This window comes from Pseudonocardia sp. DxW (genome assembly GCF_058448985.1).
In genome coordinates, this window is sequence record NZ_JBZFLK010000051.1 from 1 (window position 1) to 6,014 (window position 6,014).

Annotated in this window: 8 protein-coding genes and 1 pseudogene; 1 reads left to right on the forward strand and 8 read right to left on the reverse strand. The window is 70.5% G+C overall.

Annotated features, from left to right (window positions below):
- Positions 1 to 108 precede the first annotated feature (108 nt).
- From ACVJO7_RS33675 to ACVJO7_RS33710, 8 genes and pseudogenes are all read right to left on the reverse strand, one after another.
- Positions 109 to 357, reverse strand: a complete 249-nt coding sequence (locus ACVJO7_RS33675; RefSeq protein WP_491676321.1) for an arsenate-mycothiol transferase ArsC — start codon at positions 355 to 357, stop codon at positions 109 to 111.
- Positions 354 to 782 (reverse strand): arsenate reductase ArsC, encoded by a 429-nt coding sequence (locus ACVJO7_RS33680; RefSeq protein ID WP_491676322.1) that lies wholly within the window; start codon positions 780 to 782, stop codon positions 354 to 356. Before ACVJO7_RS33680 ends, ACVJO7_RS33675 begins: the two co-directional genes overlap by 4 nt.
- Before the next feature lie 43 nt (positions 783 to 825).
- Positions 826 to 1,479 carry an arsenate reductase ArsC gene (locus ACVJO7_RS33685; protein WP_491676323.1) on the reverse strand — a complete coding sequence of 218 codons (654 nt, stop codon included), beginning with the start codon at positions 1,477 to 1,479 and terminating at the stop codon, positions 826 to 828.
- 47 nt (positions 1,480 to 1,526) lie between these two features.
- Positions 1,527 to 2,621, reverse strand: a complete 1,095-nt coding sequence (gene arsB, locus ACVJO7_RS33690) for an ACR3 family arsenite efflux transporter (RefSeq protein ID WP_491676324.1) — start codon at positions 2,619 to 2,621, stop codon at positions 1,527 to 1,529.
- A gap of 15 nt (positions 2,622 to 2,636) precedes the next feature.
- Positions 2,637 to 3,008: an ArsR/SmtB family transcription factor gene (locus ACVJO7_RS33695; protein WP_491676328.1), complete on the reverse strand. Its 372-nt coding sequence runs from the start codon at positions 3,006 to 3,008 to the stop codon at positions 2,637 to 2,639.
- A gap of 69 nt (positions 3,009 to 3,077) precedes the next feature.
- A complete protein-coding gene (locus tag ACVJO7_RS33700; protein ID WP_491676325.1) occupies positions 3,078 to 3,608 on the reverse strand; it encodes an MFS transporter in 531 nt (176 codons plus the stop codon).
- Positions 3,602 to 4,249 carry an MFS transporter gene (locus tag ACVJO7_RS33705; RefSeq protein WP_491676326.1) on the reverse strand — a complete coding sequence of 216 codons (648 nt, stop codon included), beginning with the start codon at positions 4,247 to 4,249 and terminating at the stop codon, positions 3,602 to 3,604. The genes ACVJO7_RS33700 and ACVJO7_RS33705 overlap by 7 nt, the downstream gene beginning before the upstream one ends.
- An 87-nt stretch (positions 4,250 to 4,336) precedes the next feature.
- Positions 4,337 to 5,676: pseudogene (locus tag ACVJO7_RS33710) on the reverse strand (FAD-dependent oxidoreductase).
- A gap of 92 nt (positions 5,677 to 5,768) precedes the next feature.
- On the opposite strand from ACVJO7_RS33710, the gene ACVJO7_RS33715 reads away from it, so the two are divergent.
- Positions 5,769 to 5,969 carry a hypothetical protein gene (locus ACVJO7_RS33715; protein WP_491676327.1) on the forward strand — a complete coding sequence of 67 codons (201 nt, stop codon included), beginning with the start codon at positions 5,769 to 5,771 and terminating at the stop codon, positions 5,967 to 5,969.
- Positions 5,970 to 6,014: the final 45 nt, after the last annotated feature.

A 6,014-nucleotide genomic window follows, 5' to 3' on the forward strand; every position in this document is an offset into this window, starting at 1 on the left:
ATCGGCAACGTGCCGCCGGTCGAGTACGAACACAACTACTACGCTCACCAACCAGCCCGAGACGACCACGTCGCGGGAGAACCTCGCCTCCACTGAACCCGGTGCGCCTCAGGTGACCACGAGGTCGACGCGCTGGAGCAGCTCAGGGTCGATCGGCCTGTGAATCTCGCCGGTGATGTCCGCACCTGACTCATTCAGCACCTGCGCGGACAGGGCGTTGACGGTTGCGCCCGGGCTGGTGCCGGCCGAGTGAACCTCGACCCGACTCCGTGCAGCGGCCCGCATGAGACCGGCAGCCATCTGCGACTTGCCGCCGTTGCGAACGCAGACGAACAGGACCGACGGCGTAGCGGTCACGACGGTCTCGTTTCCACATCGATAGCGGTCAGCTCTCCCAGCAGTGCGCGGACACGGGCGTCGATGTCGTCGCGGATCGGCCGTACCTCATCGATGGTCTTGCCGGCGGGATCGTCGAGCTGCCAGTCGAGGTAGCGCTTGCCCGGGAACACCGGGCACGCGTCGCCGCAGCCCATGGTGATAACGACGTCGGCGGCCTCGACGGCGTCGGTGCTCAGGCGCTTCGGGATCTCGGCACTGAGGTCGATACCGCTTTCGGCCATGACCTCGCGTACTGCGGGGTTGATGGTCTCGGCCGGTGCGGAGCCGGCCGAGCGGACACGGACCGTCCCGGCGGCGTGGTGGTCCAGCAGGGCGGCGGCCATCTGGGACCGGCCGGCGTTGTGGACGCAGACGAACAGGACTTCGGGGATGGCGTCGACCATCAGGGTGCTCTCCTGGGATCGGTGGTCCGGGGTGGGATCGATGTCAGACCGGGGCGGACAGCAGCTCGTCGACGAGTTGGCGGACCCGCTGCTCGATGGCGTCCCGGATTGAACGGACGGCGTCGAGGTCGAGACCGTCCGGGTCGGCGATGTCCCAGTCCTCGTAGCGGCGGCCGGGGAAGATGGGGCAGGCGTCGCCACATCCCATCGTGATCACCGCGTCGGCGGCGCGGACGATCTCGTCGGTCCACGGTTTCGGGAACTCGGAGCTGATGTCGATGCCGACCTCGGCCATGGCCGCCACGGCGGCCGGGTTGACGGTGCGTGCGGGGGACGAGCCGCCCGACCAGCCAACGGCCCGGTCCCCGGCCAGGTGTGCGAAGTAGCCGAGGGCCATCTGTGACCGGCCGGCGTTGTGGGTGCAGAGGAACAGCGCGACCGGTCGACCGTCGTTGCTACGGCCCTCGACCCGGGCCAGGGCTCGCAGCCGCTGGCGTGCGAAACGCTCGGCCAGCAGCGGCAGGAAGTTCAGCACGACCGCGCGGCCGGCGAACTCGTCGTAGGACGAGTGCAGGAACCGCTCGATGGTCTCCTTGCCGAACGTCTCATCGAACTCCCTGGCCAGGTTCGAGGCCGCGGTGGTCAGGGCGAGCTGCTGATCGATCGAGAGGGTGGCGCGGTGCCACGGGCTGGTCATGGCGGGCCTTCTTCCTCGAAGGGCGATCGTGGTGTGGGCGTGGTGGATCAGGTGCGAGACACGACATCGGGCTGTGCGGGGAACAGGCGGCGGCGGAGCCACAGGGAGACATAGACCAGCCCGACCAGCACCGGCACCTCGATCAGCGGCCCGACGACGCCGGCGAGCGCTTGGCCGGAGGTCACGCCGAAGGCGCCGATGGCGACGGCGATGGCGAGCTCGAAGTTGTTCCCCGCGGCGGTGAAGGCGAGGGTGGTGGTGCGCTCGTAGCCCATCCCGACCGCCCTGCCGAGCGCGTAGGAACCGGCCCACATCAAGGCGAAGTAGACGAGCAGCGGCAGCGCGATACGGGCGACGTCGAGCGGCTGCGAGGTGATGGCCTCACCCTGCAGGGCGAACAGCAGCACGATCGTGAACAGCAGCCCGTAGAGCGCGAACGGCCCGATCCGCGGGAGGAACTTCTCCTCGTACCACTCGCGCCCCTTGGCCCGCTCTCCCAGCTTGCGGGTGAGGTAGCCGGCGAGCAGCGGGATGCCGAGGAAGATCAGCACGGACTTGACGATCTCCCACGTGGAGACGTCGAGGTCGGTCACCGGCAGGCCGAGCCATCCAGGCAGGACCGAGAGGTAGAACCAGCCCAGCACGCCGAACATGACGACCTGGAACACCGAGTTCAGCGCGACCAGCACTGCGGCGGCTTCGCGGTCCCCGCAGGCGAGGTCGTTCCAGATGATCACCATGGCGATGCACCGGGCGATCCCGACGATGATCAGACCTGTCCGGTACTCGGGCAGGTCGGGCAGCATCAGCCAGGCCAGTGCGAACATCAGCGCTGGGCCGAGGACCCAGTTCAGCAGTAGCGAGGTCAGCAACAGCCTGCGGTCGCCGGTGACGGTGTCGAGGCGGTCGTAGCGGACCTTCGCCAGCACCGGGTACATCATGATCAGCAGGCCGAGCGCGATCGGCAACGAGACGCCGTCGACAGCAAGGGCGTCCAGCGCCGGGGCGAGTCCGGGGACCAGGCGGCCGAGCAGCAGACCGGCCGCCATCGCCGCGATGATCCAGACTGGTAGGAAGCGGTCGAGGGTCGACAGGCGGGCGACGACCGCGACGCCGTCGTCGGTGGGGTTCTGGGTGGTCACGTCAGTCCTCGTACGTCAGTTCGCAGGTGCGGTGGCCGCAGGAGCCGTGTCGGTGTCGGCGGCGGGAGTGAGCAGACCCGCGAGACGACCGAGGGCGGCCGGGACCGTGCGGTAGTAGATCCAGGTCCCCCGCCGCTCCCCGGTGATCAGACCCGCCTCGCGCAGCACCTTGAGGTGGTGCGAGATCGTCGGGCCCGACACCTCGAACACGCCGGACAGGTCGCACACACACGCCTCGCCCCCCGAGTGGGATGCGATCAGCGACAGCAGCCGCAGGCGCACCGGCTCCCCGAGCGCCTTGAACACCCGCGCCAGCTCGGTCGACTCCGGCTCGTCGAGGGGGCGCTCCACGAGCACCGAGCGACAGATCGGCTCTTGGTTCGACACTCGTCTATTTTGATCAGCATCGAAGCGATCGGTCAAGTGAACAGATCGCAGCGGGCCGGGTCACCGCTGTCAGCCCGCTCGACGCGGCAGGGTTCCACCTGCCAGAGCGGCGGCGACCACCGCGGCTCCGGCGAGTACGACGAACACTTGCGGATAGCCACCCAGCGGACCCGCGAGCGCGCTCCCGACCCAGGGGGAGATCGCCACGGCGACCATGACCGGTGCGGGCAGGATCTCGTTGAGGCGGCCGTAGACGCGCGGGTGCCAGCGGTCCGACAACGCCGTGGCCCGCAGGAGAGTGAAGATTCCACGGGCGGCGCCGGCGAGCATCGCTGCAGCGATCAGTGCCCACACCGGCCCCGGCAGTGCGGCGAGCAGGATCGTGGTCGCGCCGAGCGCGGCCGTCACGGCGAGGCCACGACCGCGGACGGTGCTGCGCCGGACGAGCGGGCCGTAGCCGAGCCTGCCGAGAACCTGTCTGAGTCCGCCAAGCCCCAGGGCCCACGCGGCCAGATCGGTCGACATCCCGCGGTCGAGCAGCAGCGGTACCTGATTGACCGTGACGGCGAAGCTGATGACTCCGCCGAGAGTGATCACCACGACCAGCAGCCCGAACGCCCTGCTATGCCGGATCCGGGCAGGATCGTCGTCGACAACCGCCGGAGCGGCGCCGTCGTGGACGGGATCGGGGACCGGTCGGGCCACGGGCCACGCAGCCCGAACAGGTGCGCCGGGATCGTGACGACCCTGAGGACGCCGGCGAGCACCACGTAGGTCTCCCGCCATCCGAACGGCTCCAGCAACGCCGCGGCGAGCGGGGCGAACCCGGTGCTGTGCTGGCCAGGCCCGCGACCAGGGTCAGCACCGTCAGCGCACGAACCCGGTCGGAGCCCCACCACCGGGTCAGGGTCGCGAACGCCGGCGGGCAGAACGCCGCCGCCTGCGCGATCCCGGCCAGCAGCCACGCCCACGAAGGCCGGGAACGATTCGGGCGTGGCGATCAGGAGCGTGGCCGGCACGCCGATGAACGCGCCCGCGGTCATCACCCAGCGGGGACCGTGACGGTCCAGCACCCGCCCGACCGGGATCCCGACCAGCGCGCAGACCACCAGCCCGGCGGAGAACGCCGCGGTGACCGACGGGACGGACCATCCGGTGTCGGCCGCGATCGACGGCGCCAGCACGGGGAAGGCGTAGTAGAGCACGCCCCAACTGGTGATCCCGGTGACGCACAGGACCACGAGGACCCGCCACCGGCACGGGACGCCAACCCTCTGCCGGCCCGCCCACCGCGACGGCGAGCGGGCCGGCCGGCGTCTCGTCGAAGGTCACGACGAGGAGGCCGCCCCGGCCGGGTCCGGATCAGGAACGGTGGGACCGCAACAACCGCTGCCTGATGCCGTCGCGGCGTCCGACTCGTCGGCGTCGAACAGTCCCGCTCCCCCACAGACGCCGGTCTCGTTGAGCACCAGCTCCACGCGCGCGGCAGCCTCGTGGTCACCGATCAGGGCGTCGGCGATCGATCGGACCTGCTCGTAGCCGGTGCGGGCCAGGAACGTCGGCGCGCGCCCGTAGCTCTTCATCCCCGCCAGGTAGAACCCCGGCTCGGGGTGCACCAGCTCGGCGGCACCGTGCGGGTACACGGTCCCGCAGGAATGCACGTTCGGGTCGATCAGCGACGCCAGCCGGACCGGCGCCTGCAGCGTCGGATCCAGCTCGGTCCGCACCTCCGACAACCAGCCCAGCTCGGGCCGGAACCCGGTCAGCACGAGCACCTCGTCCACGCCGGACAGCTTGCGGCCGACGTCCGAGATCAGGACCACCGTCCCGTCGGCCACCTGCTCGATCCGCTCGGTGCGGAACCCGAACACCGGATCCACCAGCCCGGCTTCGACAGCCTCGGAGGCCCGAACCCCGAGCGCTCCGCGAGCGGGAAGCTGGTCACCCTCGCCACCGCCGAACACCTGGCCGAAGTCTGGCCGGCGCAGCACCCACGAGATCCGGGTTCCCGGCTCCTGGCGGGCGAGCGCCGCCAGCCCGGCCAACGCGGTCAGCGCCGAGTGCCCCGACCCCGCGACGACGACGTGCCGACCGCCGTAGCGTGCCCGCTGCGCGGCATCGGTCAGGTCCGGGATCGCGGCCCGCACCCGCTGCGCGACCTCCGTCTCACCGACCGCGGGCAGACCATCACCGCCGAGCGGATTCGGGCTCGTCCAGGTACCCGACGCGTCGATCACCGCTCGAGCCGAGATCCGCTGTCCGTCCGCGGTCCGCACGATCAACGGTTCGCTGTCGCGACCGGCGTCGACCACCCGGTCCCGACCGCGGCGGGTCACTCCCACCACACGAGCCCCGGTCCGCACTCGCTCCCCCAGAGCAGCGGCCAACGGCGCAAGGTAGCCCGCGACCCACTCCGCACCGGATAGGCCTCGGGATCCGGACTCACCCAACCGGTCGGGGCGAGCAGCCGCCCCGCGGCCGGGTCGGTCAGCCAGCCCCACGGTGAGAACAGCCGGACATGGCCCCACTCCAGCACCGACGCTCCCGCGCTCGCCCCGGCCTCCAGTACGAGCGGCTCCACGCCACGTTCGGCCAGCTCGGCCGCCGCAGCCAACCCGACCGGGCCGGCACCGATCACCACGACCGGCAGCCCCGCACTCTCGTCCATCCCGCCTCCATCGATGCGTATCGATTAACTCGGCCGAATGTATCGACCCACATCGATGGACGCAACCATCGATCGTCGTCGATACTGGGCTCATGAGCGTGCTCCACACCGACTCGCAGGCAGCACAGCTCCCTGCGCACGACGCCACCACCTACGCGCACTGGTTCGCCTGCCTCGCCGAGCCGGTGCGGGTGCGTCTGCTGCACGCCGTCGCCACGGCCGGGAACCCGGTCCCGGTCGGCCTGAGCTTCCCCCGCTTTGCCGGAGTGTCTGAAGGCTGGTTCTCTCGATGAGGACCAGGAAGGAAGGCACTGGTGCCCGCACCGAAGAAGTACCCC

Bases quoted from the DNA above. Each gene is read 5' to 3' on its own strand.
- ACVJO7_RS33685 (WP_491676323.1), bottom strand. From the start codon at position 1,479: ATGACCAGCCCGTGGCACCGCGCCACCCTCTCGATCGATCAGCAGCTC.
- ACVJO7_RS33680 (WP_491676322.1), bottom strand. From the start codon at position 782: ATGGTCGACGCCATCCCCGAAGTCCTGTTCGTCTGCGTCCACAACGCC.
- ACVJO7_RS33715 (WP_491676327.1), top strand. From the start codon at position 5,769: ATGAGCGTGCTCCACACCGACTCGCAGGCAGCACAGCTCCCTGCGCAC.